An 18,609-nucleotide genomic window follows, 5' to 3' on the forward strand; every position below is an offset into this window, starting at 1 on the left:
ATCACAGGTTAAGTTCACCGCAGAATGCGGTGACACCTGTGTGACCTACGTCGTGCAGGCCTTAGTTTGACTGACTACGCACATCGCTGTGCGATTTTATAATAATGAATTAACAGGTACGTTTTGTCTTGTTTAGTTTTCAAAGATCATTTTTCACTTCTTGCCGAAGCGACTTTATTAATATAACATTTTGACTTTCTTTTGTCAAATGTTTTTTGAATTTATTTCTCCGCCGCTGTGAGCTTGTTTTTCAGAAGCGCATCAGCGACGTTTAATAATATAACACGGTCAAGAATCAGAGTCAATATCTTTTTTTAAAGAATATCCCCGATGATAAATAGCCTGTCCTTTTGTTTCTATCTGGCAGACGTTGATAAGTCCCTTGTCCGTCAGGTAATCAAGCATAACTCCAAGGTCTTGGGTAAAGTGCTTTAAGTCAGGATGCTGAAGAAGCTCACCAAATTGCCATATCCCTTTTTCTTTCATTACTTCAAAAAGATGAGCCGAACCGATCTCAGCTTTGGAATGGATGAGAAAATCATTTGCTAAGAATAATAATTCGAGTCTTTTTTCCAAGCTCTCGTGGCTTTCAATCAACTCGGAATATAATTTGTACACTTGGGGCTCCATCTGACGCACTTGGCTCCATACCGTGGTTTCCGGATGAAATCCCCTGTCAATTACTTCAATACGCGCTAAATGATGCAGCGCATGAACAACCGCGTTGTAAGCATCTAAAAATTGATTGGCTTCGAAAAAAGCCTTGCCTTCAACATATCTTCTTATTAATTTGCCATATTCAAGCCCAATCTTCAGTTTGCGTTCAGCAAACGGAAATGTATTCAGCCTGTCAATCAGCTCGACAATGTATTCGTTACGGTCAAACAAGACTCTGCCATTTACAATCCAATCTATGATTCTTCTATTTGTCCCGAGCAAAATCCATTCTTGAATCTGAGAATCTGTTACGACATGCAAAGAAGCTGTTTTTTGATCAAATTCATAATGCTTTATAAAAACAGGCTCGTCAGCCTCCTTTACAATCACCAGCAAAGCAGCATCAAAGTTATCTGTTAAGGAAGAGGTTTTGTTTCTTCTCTCAATCATAATGACAGCCAATGTATTGGGATGACTTGCTCTTTCTTGGTAAATTGGACGGAGAAGATTATCCATCACTATTCCTCCAATGCAATTGTTCAAAATTTTTTATTCTCTATTTGATTCAATTCTATGGTCAAAACGAAATCCCTCTTTTTCTAAACACATTGAACTATTATAAACAATTTCACAGTAAGTCTCCACATATAAATTCCAGTTCAACCGAAAACATGAAGAAAATCCCATTGGATTTGTGCTATAGTTAAATTAGAGGGGGATGGACATGGCGAAATACTCCAGCAAAATTAATAAAATCAGAACATTTGCGTTAAGTTTGGTTTTCGTTGGGTTTATCATTATGTACATCGGTATCTTTTTCAAAGAGTCAGTTTTGCTATCCAGTTTGTTTATGATACTTGGGCTTTTATCCATCGGTCTCAGCACAGTTGTTTACTTTTGGATCGGAATGCTTTCGACCAAAGCAGTTCGTGTCATATGTCCGGCATGTGCAAAAGAGACAAAGGTTTTGGGAAGAGTGGACATGTGCATGCATTGCAGAGAGCCGCTGACTTTAGATAAAGGTTTAGAAGGAAAAGAATTTGATGAGTCTTATAATAAAAAGAAAATGTCCAAATAAAATAAGCTGACCGTTTCGTGCGGTCAGCTTATTTTTAATGGTTTTCTTTTTTCGAACACTCTTGGCAGACACCGTAAATTTCTAAACGGTGGTGGCTTACTTTAAAGCCCGTGACATGAGCAGCGAGCTGCTCCACTTCATCAAGGCCCGGATAATGGAAGTCCACAATTTTACCGCAGTTTTCACAAATCGCGTGATAGTGATCGGATGTGACAAAATCGAATCTGCTGGAAGCATCACCGTATGTGAGCTCTTTTACCAAACCGGATTCTCGGAACACACGCAAATTGTTATATACCGTCGCTACGCTCATGTTAGGAAATTTCCCTTCCAGAGCTTTATATATATCGTCCGCTGTTGGATGAGCCATAGAGTTAACGAGATATTCCAAAATCGCATGACGTTGAGGAGTAATGCGAACTCCGGTTTCCTTCAACGTTTCTAAGGCTTCTTTTAGTTCATGTGCAGCCATCCGTCATGCACCTCTCTTCTAAAAAAAATTCTTACATTGTAATGTTTATAATTAGTGTAACTCTTTCTACGATAATTTGTCAATTGATATCAGGGTAAAAGTAAGCATATCATTTGAGGCTGATAGACGCATTTACTTTTCCGACATATCTTTGAGGGTTTGAAGCGCTTCCGCTACATGATCTTTCACTTTTACCTTTCTCCATTCTTTAATGAGCCGTCCTTCTTTATCAATTAAAAAAGTGGAACGCTCAATTCCCATATATTCTTTCCCGAAGTTTTTCTTAAGCTTCCATACATCAAACGCTTCCGCTAGCTTATGTTCGTCATCAACAAGAAGCAGAAATGGAAGGTTATGCTTCTCTTTAAATTTCCCGTGCTTTTCCTGGCTGTCCGGGCTGACGCCAATAATAACGGCATCCAGTTCAGCGAAACTTTCGTGGCTGTCACGAAAATCACATGCTTCAGTTGTGCACCCCGGTGTCATGTCTTTTGGATAAAAGTAAAGCACGATATACTTTCCTTTATAATCCGATAATGTTACTGTTTCCCCATGATCGCCTTTTAACTCTAGATCAGGTGCTTTTTGTCCGATTTCTATAGTCATTACGTTACCTCCGGATGTTTTTTTAATAAGCGTATCCAATTCTTGTCCAGATTACAACTGTCGGCCCTTGCATCTTAAGCCCGAATCCATTGTTCTTGTTCGGAAGCATGCTACAATAGAAAGGACGCATGGAGATATAGGAGGTTTTTATTCTTGCATACTAAATCAATTGAACTTCACAATGAGGCATTAGAGCACATTGTCGGCGGTGTAAACAGTCCGTCTAGATCATATAAAGCAGTCGGCGGCGGATCTCCCGTCGCAATGGAAAAAGCAAACGGCGCTTATTTTTGGGATGTGGACGGCAACAAATACATTGATTATTTAGCGGCGTACGGTCCAATTATTACAGGACATGCCCACCCGCATATTACAGAAGCGATTAAAAAAGCAGCAGAGAATGGTGTATTGTACGGTACCCCAACGAAACATGAGGTTACATTTGCTAAGATGCTCAAAGAAGCCATTCCTGCTATGGACAAAGTAAGATTCGTCAATTCGGGAACTGAAGCTGTTATGACAACCATCCGCGTGGCTCGCGCATATACAGGCCGGACAAAAATCATTAAATTTGCAGGCTGTTACCACGGACATTCGGATCTTGTGCTTGTCGCCGCCGGTTCCGGTCCATCTACTCTTGGCACACCAGACTCAGCCGGTGTACCAAAAAGCATTGCAAACGAAGTGATCACAGTTCCATTTAATGATATCGAAAGCTATAAAGCGGCTCTTGATAAATGGGGCAGTGAAATCGCGGCGGTTCTCGTCGAGCCGATTGTCGGCAACTTCGGAATTGTTGAGCCGAAAGAGGGCTTCTTGGAAAAAGTAAATGAACTGACACACGATGCTGGCGCTCTCGTTATTTACGATGAAGTCATTACGGCATTCCGCTTTATGTATGGCGGCGCGCAGGATCTATTACAGGTAAAACCGGATTTAACAGCACTCGGGAAAATTATCGGCGGCGGACTGCCAATTGGCGCCTATGGCGGTAAAAAAGAAATTATGGAGCAGGTAGCTCCGCTTGGGCCAGCTTATCAGGCTGGAACAATGGCAGGTAACCCCGCTTCCATCCTATCAGGCATCGCTTGTCTGGAAGTGCTCAAAGAGGAAGGCGTGTATCAAAAGCTTGATCGCCTTGGCGCTATGCTGGAGGAAGGCATTTTACAGCATGCAGAGACACATGGCATCACGATTACAGTCAACCGGTTAAAAGGCGCACTTACGGTTTATTTCTCTGATGAGAAAGTCGAAAATTACGAGCAGGCTGAACGCAGTGACGGAGAAACATTCGCTACGTTTTTCAAGCTGATGCTGGAACGCGGAATTAATTTAGCACCTTCTAAATATGAAGCCTGGTTTATTACAACAGCACATACAGAGCAGGATATTAAAGACACGCTTGCAGCGGTCGAGGATGCTTTTAAACACCTTAAAAACTAGAATCAGACAACTTGGACAGGAGCATTGAGCTCCTGTTTTTTTATGGATTCAAACAGCGTGTAGGATTTTGGTCTTTTTTTCTAGAAAAATAGCTTGAATATTTGTGTTGATCCCTGTATATTACTTAATTGTTTAGCAAATAAACTTACCGGGAATTTTAAGGATTAGCCATTTGCTATGTCACACAATTTACTATAGAAAGGAATGCACGCACAAACCAATGAAACTTGGTGCCCGCATTTTCAAAACCGGGATTGCGATTACACTTGCTCTTTACTTGGCTTCGTGGATCGGGCTTCCCGCGCCGATTTTCGCTGGAATTGCAGCGATATTTGCGATTCAGCCGTCGATTTACCGCTCTTTTCTCATTATTATTGACCAGGTTCAGGCAAATATCATCGGAGCTGTGATTGCCACAGTGTTCGGCCTTATTTTCGGACCAAGCCCGATTATGATCGGGTTAACAGCAGTTATTGTCATTACAATCATGCTGAAACTTAAAATTGAACATACCATTTCGATTGCTCTTGTAACTGTTATTGCGATTTTAGAATCCGCCGGTGACGACTTTTTAATGTTCGCACTGATCAGAACAAGCACAGTCATCTTAGGGGTGCTTTCTTCCTTTATCGTCAACCTTTTGTTTTTGCCTCCTAAGTACGAAACAAAGCTTATTCATAATACCGTCGAAAACACCGAAGAAATTTTGAAGTGGATCAGATTGTCCATGCGGCAGTCGACAGAGCATTCGATTTTGAAAGAGGATATTGAAAAACTGAAAGAAAAAATGATCAAGCTTGATCAGACATACCTTCTATATAAAGAAGAAAGAAGTTACGTTAAAAAAACAACTTATGTGAAATCAAGAAAACTTGTCCTGTTCAGACAGGCTATTATTACTGCAAATCGGGCGCTTGATACATTGAAGAAGCTGCATCGTCTAGAAAACGACATCTATCATATGCCTGAAGAGTTTCAGGAAACACTGACTGAAGAGCTTGATTACCTGCTTTACTGGCATGAACTGATTTTGATGAGGTTTGTCGGCAAAATCAAGCCACATGAAGACGCGGATGAAGAAGGCATCCGATATAAGCAGCTTTTAACAAAATCATTTTTAAAAAATCAGCAAAACACAGATGATGAGCTTATTGATTACAACATGCTCAATATTATGGCAAGTGCTGTAGAATACCGCGAGCAGCTCGAACATTTAGAAACACTCATCACAAGTTTTCAAACGTATCATCCGAAAGACTGTGAAATTGAAACAGAAGAGTAACCCGGTTAACCAGCCGGGTTTTTATATACAAAAAAAATCTTATATCCTTCGTTAAAAGGATATAAGATTGATGTTTAGCTCAAATTTTGAATGGTAAATAAGTGCTTATATTGACTGTCATAGTCCATGAGTTCATTATGGGTTCCGATTTCAATGATTGTCCCGTTTTCCATGACGACAATCTTATCGGCATGTGTAATCGTCGATAAACGGTGAGCCACAACAAAAGTTGTTCTGTCCTTCGCCAATTTATCCATCGCTTCTTGAATATAATGCTCACTTTCCAGATCAAGAGCTGAGGTCGCTTCATCTAAAATGAGGAGCGGCGGATTTTTCAGAAACACCCGCGCGATTGAGATGCGCTGCTTTTGTCCGCCTGACAGCTTAACGCCTCTTTCTCCCACCCGGGTCTCATACCCTTCTGGAAAACTCATAATAAATTCATGGGCATTGGCAGCTTTGGCGGCTTTCATAATCTCTTCAAGGCTGGCGTCAGGTTTGCCGATTGCGATATTTTCCCGAATTGTCTCACTGAATAAAAAGGTATCCTGAAGCACCATGCCAACCTGGTTGCGAAGGCTTCTCGCCTCATAATCGCGAATATCTGTTCCATCAATCAGCAGTCTGCCACTTGTCACATCATAAAATCTCGGGATCAGGCTGACGAGTGTTGATTTACCTCCTCCGCTCATGCCGACAAGAGCTACGGTTTCTCCTCTATTTACTTTTAAAGAGACATCATGGAGAATGTTCTCTTTTTCCTTTTCATATTGAAACGAAACGTTTTGAAATTCCACTTCTCCGTGGATTTGTCCAGCTTTAATGGCATTTGGTTTGTCAGTGAGTTCATATGGCTCGTCAATAAATTCAAACACCCTGTCCATTGATGCGATCGACTGTGTCAATGTTGTAGAAGAATTAATCAGCCTTCTCACAGGGTTGTACATTCTGTCAATATATCCGACAAACGCAACCATTGTTCCGACTGTCAGCGGTCCATTAATGACAAAATAGCCGGCGCACGCAATGACGATGAGCGGCGCCAAATCTGTAATGGTATTGACGACCGCAAAGGTTTTGGCGTTCCAATTCGTGTGGCTGATGGCTTTATCTAAGAAATGGCTGTTTTTCTCATTAAAATTAGCCTGTTCATGGTCTTCTATCGCAAAGCTTCTGATGACCGGCATGCCTTGGATGCGCTCGTGCAAATGTCCCTGCACTTGAGCAAGCGCCTGCGAGCGCTCCCTTGTCAGCTTTCTTAAACGGCCGTAAAAATACTTCACTGATATACCGTATAAGGGGAATAAAACGATAGAGATCAGCGTTAATTTAATGTCCAGTGTCAACATGATAGAGATCACAATCAAAATCGTCAGCATATCTAACCATATATTCATCAGGCCTGTGATGACAAAATCCTTTGTTTGTTCCACATCATTGATCACTCGAGAAATGACTTCCCCTGTTCTTGTATTCGCATAAAAACGAAGGCTCAATTTCTGTATATGGTCAAACAGCTTGGCTCTTATATCGTATAGCACCTTGCTGGCTGTCCACTGGGCAAAATATTGCCTATAGTATTCAACAGGCGGACGCAAAATTAAAAATAAGGCGAACATAATCGCCATAATGGTAAACAATGACGTTGTTTTGTCACTGGCCGTGCCGCCTCCTTGAATAATGTCGTCAACTACGTACTTCAGAAGCAATGGGAGAGCAAGCGGAATAGAAAATTTCACAATCCCGATTAATACCGTAACGAAAATCTGCTTCTTATAAGGTTTGACGAATTGCATGTATCGTTTCATAACCCCCACGTTGATGCCCCCTCTCTCTTTATCATGATGTGCGTGAGCCCATGTGAAAAACCTGTTGTACCCCGCAACAGGTTTTTACGTAACCATTATTTTGTATAGCGCAAATACCGTTCATACCACATATCGACAAACTCGGGCGCAAACGGTCCCTGACGCTGGTGAATCCAATGGAGCAGCGTGTTTAAATAGTCTCTTAAAATACTGTCGATTTCTTTTGGATAATTCATGGCTTTCCGATGATCATCATATTCGTCTTCATCGAGAATATTGTAGGTCATGTCAGGAAAAACCTTAACATCTAGGTCATAATCAATATATTTAATTGCTTCGCCATCATAGGCAAACGGAGAACTGATGTTGCAATAGTAATGGACCCCGTCTTCCCTCAGCATCCCGATGACATTAAACCATTGTCTTGCGTGAAAATAACAGATTGCGGGCTCTCTGGTTATCCATGTCCGGCCGTCTGATTCGGTTACCATCGTCCGGTCATTGGCTCCGATGACACACATTTCTGTACTTTTTAAGATTGTTGTCTCATTCCAAATTCTATGAATCAGCCCGTTATGCTTATAGCTGTGAATTTGAATGGTTTCTCCTTCCTTGGGATAACCCATATTTCTCCCCTACTTTCTATAAAGCCCTACAGTTAGTATGTCCAAATTTGCTTACCGACAACGTCTTTTACCTATTATAACGTTACAAATTGAAAAATGAAAATAAAAGAGCCATTCCGGCCGGGGAATGGCACATTCCTCTCTACACAAAGGAAGACGGCTTTTCTGAGCTGCGATAAGAACGAATCACTTGCTCTGTTTGTTTTTGAAACATATCCTGTATATCGGCAAGATGCTTCCGTTTTACCGCAATTTCATCCTGAATACCGCGCAGCCTTGCATCCCTTTCCAAATGCCGGAGTTCTGCTTCAATTTGTTTGCAGCGGTCGAGCTCTGATTGGAGATCGAGAAGCTTATCCATCGTTTTCATTTGTTCACTTACCAGCTTTTCAAATTCCGTCATCGGTTCCTCCTTCAGCCTGGTGAAAGTATAAACGTTTCCTCCTTTATTCATTTCGATCCCAATACAGCAAACCCTTTGACTCATTCTGTAGACCTTTCACAAGTTTTGTCGTTTTCAAACAGAAAAAAAGCACTTCCACCCGAAGATGAAGTGCTTTTTTCTGTTTCAGTGATTAGCTGTTTTGTTGTTTGTTTTGTTCAGCAGATTGGTTTTGCTGTCTTACCTGCTGAACGTTCGTTTCACTAGCGAATTCAGTGCCGAATTGACCTTGTTGACCAGAAGCTGATTGTTGGTTTTGTTTTCTGACTTGCTGAACGTTTGTTTCGCTAGCAAATTCAGTGCCAAATTGACCTTGACCAGCAGCTGATTGTTGGTTTTGTTTTCTAACTTGTTGTGCGTTTGTTTTGCTGAAATTGTTTGAGTTAGCCATTGTTATCACCTCCACGGTCATTAGAATGTGCAGGTGAGCGTATGGCTATTCCTTTTTTTAAAAAATTTTTAAACGAGCAGTGAGCGTCCGCCGTCAACAATAATTGTCTGTCCGCGGATCATGTCAGCCTTGGAAGAGACTAAAAATTCAACAGTATCAACCATATCTTTAATTTCCACCATGCGTCCTGCAGGCGTGTTTTGACGCGCATCCTCAAGCAGATCCTCTCTGTTCGGGAAGTGTTTAAGCGCATCTGTGTCAATCGCTCCGCCTGATACTGCATTGACGATAATTTGTTTTGGTGAAAGCTCAACCGCAAGATAACGGGTTAAAGCTTCTAACGCCGCTTTTGATACGCCAACTGTCGTGTAGTTTTCAAGGTAGCGAATTGAACCTAAAGAACTGATGCTGACGATATGTCCGCCTCCGTTCTTTTCCATTAGCTTGGCCGCTTCCTGAGCGCAGAAAAGCAATGCTTTCGCATTAATGTTCATCGTCCAGTCCCAGTGTGTTTCTTCTAGTTCCATGACAGGTCTCAGAACGCCTGAAGCTGCATTATTCACAAAAACATCAAGTCTGCCGAACGTCTCATCGATTTGCTGAAACATTTCTTTGATTTTAGCCGGCTGTCCTACGTTTGCTTTTACAATAAGCACTTTGACGCCAAGCTTTTCGATTTCCTCCGCTGTTTCTAAAGCGGCTTTTTTGCTGCGTGCATAGTTAATGACAATGTTATAGCCTTTCTCAGCAAGTCTGATCGCGGCGGCTTTTCCGACACCGCGGCTGCTTCCTGTTACGAGCGCGCATTTATTTTGTTCCATTTTTCCTCATCTCCTTGTAGCGTATAGTTCTTTTATTTCCACAAACAATAATGGCAAGAACTTAAAAGGGGGGTCTTCTGTTATGTATGTCGGACGTGATATGAGCGAATTAAACATGGTTTCCAAAAAAGATTGGAAAAACAGTGAACTCGCCTATTTTCATCATGCCTTTCAGCAAATTATGCCTTATTTGAACGAAGAAGGCCAATCAAAATACCGGGAATTAACGCAAGAAATTGAAGCGCGCGGCGGAATGAAGCGCAATGAAGCGGACTACAGCCACGGCACGCGCGTCACCTACGATTAACAATGTTTTACGGAGCAGCCGAGTATGCGGCTGCCTCCACTGCCATTTTCCAAATTTTTTGATGTGATACAGGGAACGCGAATTGTTCGAGCTCTTCCTTCGTTACTTTTTTCAGGTCTGCTGTTTCCGACACTTGTTTTACTTTACCGAAAAACACAGAAATATTCCATACCAGATGGGTGAAAACGTGCTCAACTACACCTTGCAGATCACTGATATTAGCTTGTATCCCATATTCGTTTTCTAAAAATGCTGTAAGCTGTTCACGCTCGGTTTTGATCCCTTTTTGTGTTTCAAGATTCGGGAATTCCCACAGGTTGGCAAGCAAACCTTTTGACGGCCGTTTGTGTATATACACTTGTCCATCTTCATCAGTCAGCACGATCGCGGCCATTGTTTTGATACCGGGCTTTTTCTTTTTGCTTTTTACCGGAAGCTCCCGTTCAGTGCCTTCTTCAAATGCTGAGCAATGCTTCTGAACAGGGCATAGCAGGCATGAAGGTGATTTTGGCGTACAGATTAAGGCTCCAAGCTCCATTAGACCTTGATTGAACTCCGATGGTTTTTCTTTGGAAATAAACGTACGGACTGCGTCTTCGAAGATCGCTCTTGTTTTCGGTTTGGCGATATCATCCCAAATGGAGAGAATTCTGGACATGACACGCATTACATTTCCGTCAACCGCGGGAATGGGTTTATTGTATGCAATGCTGAGCACCGCTCCCTTTGTATATGGGCCGACGCCTTTTAAGCCGCCAAAGTCTTTTTCGTCTGGAGGAACAATGCCCCCGTACTCCTGTTTCACTTCTTTTACCGCGCTTTGCAGATTTCTGACTCGCGAATAATAGCCGAGTCCTTCCCATGCTTTTAATACTTTTTCTTCATCAGCCTCAGCGAGTGCTTCCACTGTCGGGAATTGTTCCACAAAACGCAGAAAGTAAGGAATCACTGTCTCTACTCTCGTTTGCTGCAGCATCACTTCAGATACCCACACTTTGTATGGATCTTGATCCTTTCTCCACGGCAGAACGCGCTGCTCTCGTTCGAACCATGAAATTAAATCATCGCGAAATCGCTGTATGTCTTTTTGTTTTAATTTGTCTTCAAGTACGTTCATATGTGTTTCTCCCCAGTCTTTCGCGCCCCGCTTTTCTTTAGACTGTTTTTTGTTGTACACTAAGGGCACAGTACGATAATATGTTACATTAAATAGAACTAAAGAAAAAGCGGAAACATATGAGAACGATTGAATCGGGTTATATATTGGGTATATGAAAACGGGGAATATCTTACAAAAGTGAATGTGCAGGGCAATCCTGCAAGGAGGTCACCTATGGATACGGGCACACATGTTGTGATGGGCATCGCACTTGGCGGTATTGCGACGCTTGACCCTGTTGTCGGATCAGATCCGGCAATGGCTCACGCTGTTATGATCGCAACGCTTGCAGGCTCTCAGGCTCCGGATATTGATACTGTGTTAAAGCTTAAAAATAATGCTGTTTATATAAGAAATCACAGAGGATTCACCCATTCAATTCCTGCCGTTTTGTTTTGGTCTGTCATCATACCGGCGATCCTGTATTTATTTTATCCGCAGGCCGATTTTCTGCACCTGTGGCTGTGGACTCTGCTGGCAGTCGTTCTGCATGTCTTTGTTGATATATTCAACGCATACGGGACACAGGCCATACGTCCGTTTTCGAAAAAATGGGTTGCGCTCGGGCTGATTAATACGTTTGATCCATTTATTTTCATCAGCCATCTGGCGGCTATCGTGATTTGGTATGCGGGCGGCAGTCCCGGCATCACGTTTCTCAGCTTATATATCATATTGGCAGGCTATTATTTGGTGCGCCTGATCATGCAGTTGAGAATTAAACGGAAGCTACATGAGATGATTCATGATGAGATTGAAAGCATTATTATTTCACCGACGATGAAATTCAGGCAATGGCGGGTCGCAGTTACGACAGCCCATGCTTTCTATGTAGGAAGAAGCATGGAAGGACATGTTGTGATTCTGGATACGTTTAATCGGGTGCCTGTTCCTGAAACCGAAGTGATGCATGCTGCAAAGCAGGATGATAACATCGCGGCGTTTCTGTCATTTTCTCCGGTTTACCGGTGGGAAGTCGATACGTTTAAAGATCATTATGAGGTAAGATTTATTGACCTGCGTTATCGGAGCAAAGGCCATTATCCGTTTGTAGCCATCGTTCATATCGGCCATGATCTCACGATACGCTCCTCCTATACAGGATGGATATTCAGCGAGGAAAAGCTTCAGAAAAAATTAAAGCTCGGCTCTATTTAGAGCCGGGCTTTTTTTCGTCTTATATATAAAGCAGCAAATAGCAGACTGACGAGAGATATGAGCGCAGATATTTTAAAGTATGGCGGATAGTAGGCCAGCTCAATATGATTGTCTCCCTTTTGCGCCTTGAAGCCTATGAAAGCATAATCTGCTTTTTCGATCGTCTGTCGTTTCCCGTTGATTTTCAACTCCCAGCCTTTTTCATATGGGATCGGGAGCATGATGTACTGATTTTTTGGAAGACGATACGCGAACGTCAGCTTATTCTTATCCCATTTCAGATCGTCTTCTTTGTTGTCTGTTTTATTTTGCAGCACGGCGCTCTTCAGTGTTTGGTAATTTTCTTCATAAAGCGCTATATTTTTAAGCTCATACGTTCCTTTTGGGAGCTTGATTGAAATATGGTCTGATTTAGGCACTCTGACCGTGATATCATTTACTCCGGTTTTATAAATCGATTGGTTCGATTTCCTTGTTGTGACATAATCATTGACTCTTAACGTAAATCCTTTGTCCTTTGCTTTGCTTTTCAAATAAAAGCTGACATAGTAGTCTCCAGGAGAGGATGACGCCTGTTTCGGAGTGATGATTAATTCCCCTCCGTTTTCTCCAGTCACAGTAAGCAGTCCGTTTTGATACTGTGCATGTTTTGCAGTGGTGTCCGACTGAGGAATGAGATTCGCCAGTTTCGGTGTCTGCTCCGTTTTTCCCGATGGATTTGCTAATACAATTCCTTTCAGCATTGCCTGTTCTTTCGCAAGAGCGGGCAATTTGTCCAGCTGACTTTCACTGTATATGGCTTCGGCTGTTTTGATGAAAGGAAGTATGTATTGATTTTCATAAACCACATAATGCTCTGATTCCAAGTGCTTTTTGAAGCCGTACGGGACACTGGCTTCGTTTGTTTTTTCCGTCATATAGTACTTGCCGTAAAGTAGGCTATACAAATTTGCCCTGTCTCCTAATGACGCATAACGGCTGACGCTTTCTCTCCCCATATCGATGCTCAAATCATTCCAATAGAAAGTCAGCAGATGTTTGTTTAAAATGCTGGAATAGGCGCTGAATCCATTAAACCCGTAAATAATTGGCGTATTATTGCGAACCCCGTTCATCCAATCAATTCTCATGAGCGAATCATTGTCTTCCTTCTGCAAACGACTGATGAGCTCAGATGATTCTTGCCCTTTGTATTCCTCACCCGTAAGATATCCTTTAGTCACACTGTCCAGCCCGCCGCCTTCTGAGAGTGCGTATTTTTGATAGGAGTTGGCAACAAATAGTGAAGAAAGAATGATCACACCGTATACAGCCACCTTTGCCCTTTTTTTCGCAAAAGCTACAGCAAACAAGGCTGCAATTGTCAGGAACAATAGCAATAAAATGCTTTCATTCGCAGGCTTCCATATATCCAGCTTATATCTTTGGATATGATACAAGTAAAGAAGCAGGACAACAGCTATGGCCGGGAGCAGCTCTTTCCAATTCAGTTCAGACTCAGACAGCTGTGACAAACCAGCCGCAACTGCACCCGCAATGGTGAAGGCCAGTACATATTCAAACCGGTTTTGCGGGGCGGAAAAACCGTTAAATACGCTTGCCGTATACGGGCTGAAATGAAAAAGAATAAACAGCAGGCTCAATCCGGCAAAGAGACGAAACACGCGGTTTTTGTAAAAAGAAACAAGAAATAAAAACAGCAGAAAGGCGGCCGGCACAATAATGATCCGGCTCGAAAATAAAATATTATCATCAAAATTAAACCATTCTATTTTCTGGCTGTACGGGGGGCGCAGGTTGTTTAAATAACCGTATACCACCGGCACAAACACCACAGCACTGATGCCAAAAGAAATGAGGCCTGAAACCAAAAACATTCTGCATTGAATCCATTTTTTCTCTTCATGCTTTTCCAGTCGGATCAGCCACCTGAACAGCACGTAAATCCCGATGAATATGAGGTTTATGTATGCAAAGTAAAAGTTGTTGATTAACGTCAGCGAGCACGCAATGATAAACCATGCCGGACGCCGCTCCCTTATGATTTTTTCTGCTCCGAGAACAAGCAGCGGAAGCCAAATCATTGTATCGGTAAAGAATTCCCAATACGCTTCGTGGCGGAAATAAATGATTGAGGCACCGTATAATACGGCCCCCGTAAACGACGCCGCTCTATGTTTGATAAGGTAATGAAAAACAGCAGCGGCTGTAAAAATGATCAGACTCAGTTTAAAAATACTGATAAAAACAGCTGACTCCGCCCAAAAAAGCGTATCCGCTTCTCCGATTAGCTGGACGGCTTGAAGAAGCCAGACGGCGGCGGATACCGCAAGAAAAAGAAAGGAAGAAGAAAAATAATAGCCGAGTTGACTGAACGTGCCGCCGCCGAGCCCGAATGAATTATTATAGAAAAAATTCCCGTGTGTATATTGGTCAAATAATAATTTTTTAAATACGATCATTTGCGCAAGCCCGTCACCAGGACCTGTCATATATCTGCCGTCCGCCCATTCTTTCACAAAAAAAGCGTGTGCAAGAGCGGAAACCAGCAGACTGGCCGCATAGATCATGACATATTTTCTTTTCATATGATTTCTCCAGTCTTGCTTTTAAGATTGTAAGCACGCAAAAAAAGCACTGCCGATGGCGCTTGATGATTTCAGTGCATTTTTGTCAGACGCCGCATGCTTTTCAATTCGTTCGTTTCAGGCAGGTCTTTGTTCGGGATATTCGCTTCTTTAATCAAGTAATGCGGGCGTTTTTTTGTTTCATAATAAATTCGGCCGATATATTCACCTATGATTCCGAGACTTAACAGCTGAACCCCGCCGAGAAATAACACTGCAGAGATAATTGTGAAATAGCCGGGTACAGAAATGCCGTTCGTTAAAATTTTAAGAAATGTAGTAATGATATAAATGATGGAAAGCAGCAAGATGAAAATGCCGGTATAAAAGCATATTCTCAGCGGCTTATGGTTAAATGAAACGACGCCGTCCATTCCGTAGTTAAACAGACTGCTGAACGACCATTTGGATGTGCCGTTTTTTCGTTCGACATTTTCATAAAACACAATTTTCTGATCAAAGCCGATCCAGCAAAACAGACCTTTAGAGAAGCGGTTGCCTTCGCTTAGCTTCAAAAGAGCGTTCACAGCTTGGCGGCTTAACAGCCGAAAGTCTCCGACACCATCACGCAAATCAACCTCCACCGCTTTATTGATGAATTTGTAATAAAGAGATGACAGGAGTGAGCGGACAGGGCTGTCCCCTTTTCTGTTCCTTTGGGCAATGACTTGATCATAGCCTTCTTCATAGCCTTTGATAAATTCCTTCAGCAAATAGGTTGGATGCTGCAGATCGGCGTCCATAACAATAACCGCCTCGCCTTGAACATGTTCAAAACCCGCTAGAATTGCGGCCTCTTTACCGAAGTTCCGAGAAAAGGATATGTATTTTACCCGGCTGCATCCGGCTGCCAAGTCTTTAATCTGCTGAAGCGTGTCATCAACACTTCCATCGTTTATGAAGTAAATTTCATAGTCATAATGAATGGTCTTGAATTCCTTTTTCAGTGATTCATGAATGAGTTTAACATTATACCCTTCATTGTAAGACGGGATAATAATCGAGATTAATCCTTGCTTCATTAAGGCACCTTCTTTTTTTATTCTATTATTAAGTATTGCCTTAGGGAGAGTGGCAGGCAGATCTTCAGTAAGGCTATTCCTTTTTTAAAAGTCGTTTAAACCTGTTTTTTGTTACATTTTATGGTGACATTCATCGTTTTTATTTTGTCATGTTTAAAACAGACTATGAAAAAAACGCGCAGAAAAAGTCTGCCATTATGACAGACAGATGGAGAAAAATTATGACTTATTGTTTTTTAAGGTATTCCAGAATAAGCTGATTGACGATGGCTGGTTTTTCGTGGTTAATCCAATGGGAAGCTTCATCAACAAAAATGAGGTGTCCATTCGTGCAATGTCTTTCCGTCTCTTTCGCAAGCTTTCTGCTTAAAAAGCGGTCTTCCATTCCCCAAATCATCCGGTAAGGTGCTGTTTCGTAAGTGGTTTTCTCTGAAAGGCTTCCTTTTCTGAGGGCTCTATACCAGTTCAGCATAGCTGTCAGCGCACCGGGCTGTTTCCACGCTTCTTTGTACTTGCTGACATCCTCTGACGTAAAAAGCTCAGGACGGGCCGATAATCCAATTGCTTTGTCTAATGTTTCATATTCATTTTCCTTTAGTGATGCCTCCGGTATGTCGGGCAGCTGGAAAAAAGCGATATAAGAGCTTTTCAGCCATTGCGGCGGATAAATTGGCGTTACGGTTTTCATGATGTGCGGGTGCGGGATATTGATGGCAATTAGCTTTTCTAGATATTCCGGGCACGTGGAAGCCAGATGCCAAGCGACAGCTCCTCCCCAGTCATGTCCGATGACAATTGCTTTTTCATCTGTGAATTGAGAAATAAGTCCGATGATATCATCTCTTAATGTATCAATCCGATATGAATTAATTCCATCCGGCTTGTCACTGAGATTATAGCCCCGCTGATCAGGAGCAATGACCCGGTAACCCGCATCGGCGAGCGGTTTAATTTGATTTTTCCAGCCGTACCAAAACTCTGGGAATCCATGGAGCAGGACAATTAACCGGCCGTCCTCCGGCCCTGCGGCCGCAACGTGGAGTGTGATTCCGTTTGTTTTGACAAACTGGTATTTAACTCCGTCCACTTGTATCTCCTCCTTGACTGTACGTCATGTTTTTTAGCCTTTTCTCCGTTAGCATAAACGTAATGACACAGGCGGCAATCAGCAGGATAAGCTGAAGAATGATCAAGTTTGATCTCAGCAGCAAACCTAGTCCCGCAATGACCAAGCCTGACAGAATCATCAATGATGCACTGTAACGGTTCGCCTCATCCCATAATCTCTGATCTGACATTGAACGTCTCGTTCTGTATCCGTACACACTGCTTATGGATTCGGGAGGAAACAGTTTGATCAGTATACCCGCAATGATCATAAGCCCTCCACCGACTAAACCAGCCATAGCATCATCTCCTTTCTCATTGTTACGTGCGGAAAGAAGAAATGTTTCATACATAGGCAAAAAGACAAGCCACAGCTTGCCTTATTTATCATATTTGTAAGTCCTTTGTCTGAATATATCCCTTGACTCCGCCATAATCAACAAACGCCCATGTAAAGTCAAATCCGCCGTTTTCACTAAACCCCCATCCAAGTAATGTCACCTCTGTGCCGGATGAAAGCTGTTTTGCTTTCCCGTTTTCAGGTGTCGGTGTATAGAAGGCTGTCTGTTTCGCTGTTTTTGCTTGGCTTGCGGTTTTCATTAAGAGGTGTGTTGAAATATATGCTTTTTTTCCTTTGAATTGAATTTGAGCCCAATCAGCATTTTCGTAACCATTGACTGTGACTTTTTGTTCTGATGATAAAGTGCCAAGAATTTCACCTTTATGATTTGGCTCAGTCCGGACATTCAGCTTTCCTGCTTTTATGATGTAAGAATCAGATGATGGCATGCTGACAGATATGTTGTGAAGGAGCGCAGCTTTTGCTGCGGGAGCGGAATAAAGCGCTGTCAAACTCAGTCCTGCGGCAGCTGTTAAAGCGAGCATTGCTTGTTTCTTTTTCATATAAAGCTCCTCCTCGCATTTGACAAGATATAAGTGGTATTCCCTAATTGACAGGCGGATGAAACACGTTTTGTTTAGTTTTTCTGTCTGTTAAGATAATTTTAAAGAAATAAAAACCTGCCGGATGATAGCGGCAGGTTTTTTTAATGCAGGAGGCCTCTGCTTTGGTTTAAGTAATCATTTACATCATCACGAGGGCTTTGGAAAAGATGGAGCTGGCCGCCATAGTTTTCGATCCATTGTGTGACGATTTTTTCTGTCATTTTTTCACCCTGATAGGCGTGTCCGGCTTTTGCATAAGTTGCTTCAAAATCGCTCCATAACAATTCCACCCACGTTTTTGCCTGTATATAGCTAATCATATCGTTCTTTTCCAGAAGCAGATTTGTCAGTTTTTCAATATACGTATCCATGTGTGCAGTCTCCTTTCTTCAGGAAATAAATGACGCTTTAAAACGTGCTGTTCTCCATATACTAACCTTACGTCTTCATCTGGAAAGACGCAACTTTTTGATCTCGAACCTAGGGGGAAATGACATGGTCCGGAATAAAGCAAAAGGATTTCCTTACGAAAACGAAAACAAATTTCAGGGTGAACCGAGAGCAAAAGACGACTATGCTTCAAAGCGTGCTGACGGATCAATCAATCAGCATCCTCAAGAAAGAATGAGAGCCTCTGGCAAACGATAAAGAAGAACAG

21 protein-coding genes are annotated in these 18,609 nt (G+C 42.3%); 6 read left to right on the forward strand and 15 right to left on the reverse strand.

The annotated features are described in order from the left end of the window. Nucleotides 1–288: 288 nt before the first annotated feature. Nucleotides 289–1,173, reverse strand: coding sequence for a nucleotidyltransferase-like protein (locus MOF34_RS18890; RefSeq protein ID WP_268401326.1), 885 nt, complete (start codon nucleotides 1,171–1,173; stop codon nucleotides 289–291). Nucleotides 1,174–1,381: 208 nt separating this feature from the next. On the opposite strand from MOF34_RS18890, the gene MOF34_RS18895 reads away from it, so the two are divergent. Next, nucleotides 1,382–1,735, forward strand: coding sequence for a YgzB family protein (locus tag MOF34_RS18895; RefSeq protein WP_003223287.1), 354 nt, complete (start codon nucleotides 1,382–1,384; stop codon nucleotides 1,733–1,735). Nucleotides 1,736–1,769: 34 nt separating this feature from the next. Here the strand turns inward: MOF34_RS18895 and perR are convergent, their stop codons facing one another. Together perR and bcp are read right to left on the reverse strand one after the other, a co-directional pair. Beyond that, on the reverse strand, nucleotides 1,770–2,207 hold the full coding sequence (perR, locus tag MOF34_RS18900; protein WP_003223285.1) for a peroxide-responsive transcriptional repressor PerR: 438 nt from the start codon (nucleotides 2,205–2,207) through the stop codon (nucleotides 1,770–1,772). Between the two features lie 132 nt (nucleotides 2,208–2,339). Continuing rightward, nucleotides 2,340–2,813 (reverse strand): thioredoxin-dependent thiol peroxidase, encoded by a 474-nt coding sequence (bcp, locus tag MOF34_RS18905; protein ID WP_042975168.1) that lies wholly within the window; start codon nucleotides 2,811–2,813, stop codon nucleotides 2,340–2,342. A 153-nt stretch (nucleotides 2,814–2,966) separates the two neighbouring features. Here bcp and MOF34_RS18910 point away from each other — a divergent pair, with 153 nt between their 5' ends. After that, on the forward strand, nucleotides 2,967–4,256 hold the full coding sequence (locus MOF34_RS18910) for a glutamate-1-semialdehyde 2,1-aminomutase (protein ID WP_268401327.1): 1,290 nt from the start codon (nucleotides 2,967–2,969) through the stop codon (nucleotides 4,254–4,256). A 220-nt stretch (nucleotides 4,257–4,476) separates the two neighbouring features. After that, a complete protein-coding gene (locus tag MOF34_RS18915) occupies nucleotides 4,477–5,538 on the forward strand; it encodes an aromatic acid exporter family protein (RefSeq protein ID WP_268401328.1) in 1,062 nt (353 codons plus the stop codon). 74 nt (nucleotides 5,539–5,612) lie between these two features. On the opposite strand, the gene MOF34_RS18920 is transcribed toward MOF34_RS18915, so the two are convergent. The 5 genes from MOF34_RS18920 to fabL form a co-directional block, all read right to left on the reverse strand. Then, entirely contained in the window at nucleotides 5,613–7,355 is a 1,743-nt protein-coding gene (locus tag MOF34_RS18920; RefSeq protein ID WP_268401329.1) for an ABC transporter ATP-binding protein, read from the reverse strand. Between the two features lie 86 nt (nucleotides 7,356–7,441). Then, nucleotides 7,442–7,972: a DUF402 domain-containing protein gene (locus MOF34_RS18925; protein WP_003223272.1), complete on the reverse strand. Its 531-nt coding sequence runs from the start codon at nucleotides 7,970–7,972 to the stop codon at nucleotides 7,442–7,444. A 142-nt stretch (nucleotides 7,973–8,114) separates the two neighbouring features. Beyond that, complete coding sequence (locus MOF34_RS18930; RefSeq protein WP_014113115.1) at nucleotides 8,115–8,375, reverse strand: YgaB family protein; 261 nt, start codon at nucleotides 8,373–8,375, stop codon at nucleotides 8,115–8,117. 172 nt (nucleotides 8,376–8,547) lie between these two features. After that, the gene (gene sspE, locus MOF34_RS18935; protein ID WP_268401330.1) at nucleotides 8,548–8,805 is read right to left on the reverse strand and encodes a gamma type acid-soluble spore protein SspE; all 258 of its coding nucleotides are present in this window, start codon (nucleotides 8,803–8,805) and stop codon (nucleotides 8,548–8,550) included. 68 nt (nucleotides 8,806–8,873) lie between these two features. Beyond that, nucleotides 8,874–9,626 carry an enoyl-[acyl-carrier-protein] reductase FabL gene (fabL, locus tag MOF34_RS18940; protein ID WP_268401331.1) on the reverse strand — a complete coding sequence of 251 codons (753 nt, stop codon included), beginning with the start codon at nucleotides 9,624–9,626 and terminating at the stop codon, nucleotides 8,874–8,876. An 82-nt stretch (nucleotides 9,627–9,708) separates the two neighbouring features. Here fabL and MOF34_RS18945 point away from each other — a divergent pair, with 82 nt between their 5' ends. Next, a complete protein-coding gene (locus MOF34_RS18945; protein WP_268401332.1) occupies nucleotides 9,709–9,933 on the forward strand; it encodes a hypothetical protein in 225 nt (74 codons plus the stop codon). Nucleotides 9,934–9,940: 7 nt separating this feature from the next. Here the strand turns inward: MOF34_RS18945 and mutY are convergent, their stop codons facing one another. Continuing rightward, nucleotides 9,941–11,050, reverse strand: a complete 1,110-nt coding sequence (gene mutY / locus MOF34_RS18950; RefSeq protein ID WP_268401333.1) for an A/G-specific adenine glycosylase — start codon at nucleotides 11,048–11,050, stop codon at nucleotides 9,941–9,943. A 216-nt stretch (nucleotides 11,051–11,266) separates the two neighbouring features. Here mutY and MOF34_RS18955 point away from each other — a divergent pair, with 216 nt between their 5' ends. Continuing rightward, nucleotides 11,267–12,250 (forward strand): metal-dependent hydrolase, encoded by a 984-nt coding sequence (locus MOF34_RS18955; RefSeq protein ID WP_268401334.1) that lies wholly within the window; start codon nucleotides 11,267–11,269, stop codon nucleotides 12,248–12,250. Here the strand turns inward: MOF34_RS18955 and MOF34_RS18960 are convergent. The 6 genes from MOF34_RS18960 to MOF34_RS18985 all read right to left on the reverse strand — a co-directional run bounded on the left by MOF34_RS18960 (nucleotide 12,247) and on the right by MOF34_RS18985 (nucleotide 18,322). Next, nucleotides 12,247–14,838, reverse strand: a complete 2,592-nt coding sequence (locus tag MOF34_RS18960) for a YfhO family protein (RefSeq protein WP_268401335.1) — start codon at nucleotides 14,836–14,838, stop codon at nucleotides 12,247–12,249. The genes MOF34_RS18955 and MOF34_RS18960 overlap by 4 nt on opposite strands. Nucleotides 14,839–14,909: 71 nt before the next feature. Next, nucleotides 14,910–15,899 (reverse strand): glycosyltransferase family 2 protein, encoded by a 990-nt coding sequence (locus tag MOF34_RS18965; RefSeq protein ID WP_268401336.1) that lies wholly within the window; start codon nucleotides 15,897–15,899, stop codon nucleotides 14,910–14,912. Nucleotides 15,900–16,125: 226 nt separating this feature from the next. After that, the gene (locus MOF34_RS18970; protein WP_268401337.1) at nucleotides 16,126–16,986 is read right to left on the reverse strand and encodes an alpha/beta fold hydrolase; all 861 of its coding nucleotides are present in this window, start codon (nucleotides 16,984–16,986) and stop codon (nucleotides 16,126–16,128) included. After that, on the reverse strand, nucleotides 16,973–17,305 hold the full coding sequence (locus MOF34_RS18975) for an SdpI family protein (RefSeq protein ID WP_268401338.1): 333 nt from the start codon (nucleotides 17,303–17,305) through the stop codon (nucleotides 16,973–16,975). Before MOF34_RS18975 ends, MOF34_RS18970 begins: the two co-directional genes overlap by 14 nt. 88 nt (nucleotides 17,306–17,393) lie before the next feature. Then, nucleotides 17,394–17,909: an SH3 domain-containing protein gene (locus MOF34_RS18980; protein ID WP_268401339.1), complete on the reverse strand. Its 516-nt coding sequence runs from the start codon at nucleotides 17,907–17,909 to the stop codon at nucleotides 17,394–17,396. Between the two features lie 143 nt (nucleotides 17,910–18,052). After that, on the reverse strand, nucleotides 18,053–18,322 hold the full coding sequence (locus tag MOF34_RS18985; protein ID WP_268401340.1) for a YfhJ family protein: 270 nt from the start codon (nucleotides 18,320–18,322) through the stop codon (nucleotides 18,053–18,055). Nucleotides 18,323–18,446: 124 nt separating this feature from the next. Between MOF34_RS18985 and MOF34_RS18990 the strand changes: the two genes are divergently transcribed. Then, complete coding sequence (locus MOF34_RS18990; RefSeq protein WP_268401341.1) at nucleotides 18,447–18,599, forward strand: small, acid-soluble spore protein K; 153 nt, start codon at nucleotides 18,447–18,449, stop codon at nucleotides 18,597–18,599. The last annotated feature ends 10 nt before the right edge of the window (nucleotides 18,600–18,609 follow it).

This window comes from Bacillus sp. T17B1, assembly GCF_026796395.1.
Taxonomy (GTDB): Bacteria; Bacillota; Bacilli; order Bacillales; family Bacillaceae; genus Bacillus; species Bacillus spizizenii_A.